Origin of the sequence: Bartonella sp. TT110JLCBS (genome assembly GCF_042193405.1) — a bacterium.
Lineage (GTDB): Bacteria > Pseudomonadota > Alphaproteobacteria > Rhizobiales > Rhizobiaceae > Bartonella.
Genome location: NZ_JBHILT010000087.1, coordinates 1 through 1,691 on the forward strand (window position 1 = coordinate 1; position 1,691 = coordinate 1,691).

Annotated in this window: 1 protein-coding gene and 1 pseudogene; one reads left to right on the forward strand and one right to left on the reverse strand. The window is 37.9% G+C overall.

The genetic code is table 11. The features are described 5' to 3' along the window. Positions 1 to 103, reverse strand: a pseudogene (locus ACFILW_RS09600) (DUF4102 domain-containing protein); the annotation flags it as partial. Between the two features lie 515 nt (positions 104 to 618). Here ACFILW_RS09600 and ACFILW_RS09605 point away from each other — a divergent pair. After that, positions 619 to 1,691, forward strand: a 1,073-nt coding sequence (locus ACFILW_RS09605) for a tyrosine-type recombinase/integrase (protein WP_375685699.1), incomplete at its 3' end; no start/stop codon positions are given.

The window sequence follows — 1,691 nt, forward strand, 5'->3', positions numbered from 1 at the left end:
CTCCATCTTTACGCTTATGAAGTAACAAGCCGGCACCATCATTATATTTGCCAGCTCCCAATGTTGCGACAGCCCTTACATTAAGACGGTTCATAAGAGCCATTTTTAAATTCTTTCTTATACAGTTTTTACCCACACGAAAATCCCGCTTGTAACGTGCAAGTAAGTGATTTTGATTAATACAACATAGAACAGATTTTTAATGATAGAATCCTACAGTATTAGTTTTTTCATTCAATATGAATAACGCTAGATTATTATTATAAATCAATATCTTGTTATTATGTGAAGCGTGCTTTATAGAGAAATATTAGAAAATCCTATTCCCTTAACTTGACTTAGGTATCCCTTACTTAAAAAGTAAATAAAAAAAACAATAGGTTACATATAACAAAGAAGAATATGGTGCCCAGACGCGGCAAGCAGGGGCTTAGCAACAAGATTCAAAGTATATAAAGATATGTAAGGGTGTATTGATGTCTATAGCTTTTTATGATTCAATAAAAAAAGTAAGTATTAAAGAAAAAATCTCAAATCAGAAATTAAAGGTGGTCTAAAAGGTGGACCCAAAAAGGTGGACGAGCAATGCTTGAAAAGGTGGACGAGAGGGGACGTTAAGTGAGGGCGATTCATCGGTTATCAGCATCATTCGTAAAGACGTCTCCGCAGGGTAAATATTGTGACGGGGCAGGGTTGTGGTTGAATGTTCGAAAAGACAATACACGCTCTTGGTTTTTTCGCTATACGCACCACAATAAGCGCCGTGAAATGGGACTTGGTCCTGTTACAAAACTCTCTTTAAAAGAAGCGCGTGAGCTTACAAGATATTATAGTGATATTCTTAAAGAAGGCAATGATCCTATTGTCTTTCGAGAACAGACTATTTTAAAACAGCAAAGCAATATTTTTCAAGAAATTGCAAAAGCGGCTTTTGAAAGCAAAAAAGCAGAGTTGAAAAATGAAGGTAAAAACGGTCGCTGGTTTTCTCCACTAGAGTTGCACGTTATTCCACACATAGGCAAATTACCTATAGAAAAATTAACAGCCAATATCATCCGCAATGTTCTCTCATCCCTTTGGCATGAAAAAGCAGACACAGCGCGAAAAGCACTTAACCGTATCAATATTTGCTTGAAATATGCTGCGGCTCTTGGTTTAGATGTTGATCTACAGGCTTGTATGAAAGCACGCGCTCTTTTAGGAAAACCACGTGCTACATCAACAAATATTCCTGCTATGCCATGGCAAGAGGTTCCGGCATTTTATCAAAGCTTGGATGATAAGATCCTTTCAAATTTAGCACTGAAGTTACTCATTTTGACGGGAGCACGGTCATATCCATTGCGCTATTTGCGCCTTGAACAAATTGATAAAAAGATATGGACTATACCAAAAGAAAACATGAAAGGTATTGTAGGGAAAGTTTTAGATTTTCGCGTGCCATTGAGTAATGAATCTTTGAGAGTTATTGAAAAAACTCTCCCCTTTGAAAAGAATGGTTTTCTCTTTTCTGGTCTTAGAGGCAACCCCATTTCTGATGCCACCATGGCAAAGTATATGACAGTTTGCGGCTTAACCTATCGTCCCCATGGTTTTCGTTCAAGCTTACGGGACTGGATAGCAGAGACAACGTCAACACCATTTGAGATTGCCGAAACTGTTCTTGCACATACAGTTGGGAGTTCAGTGAC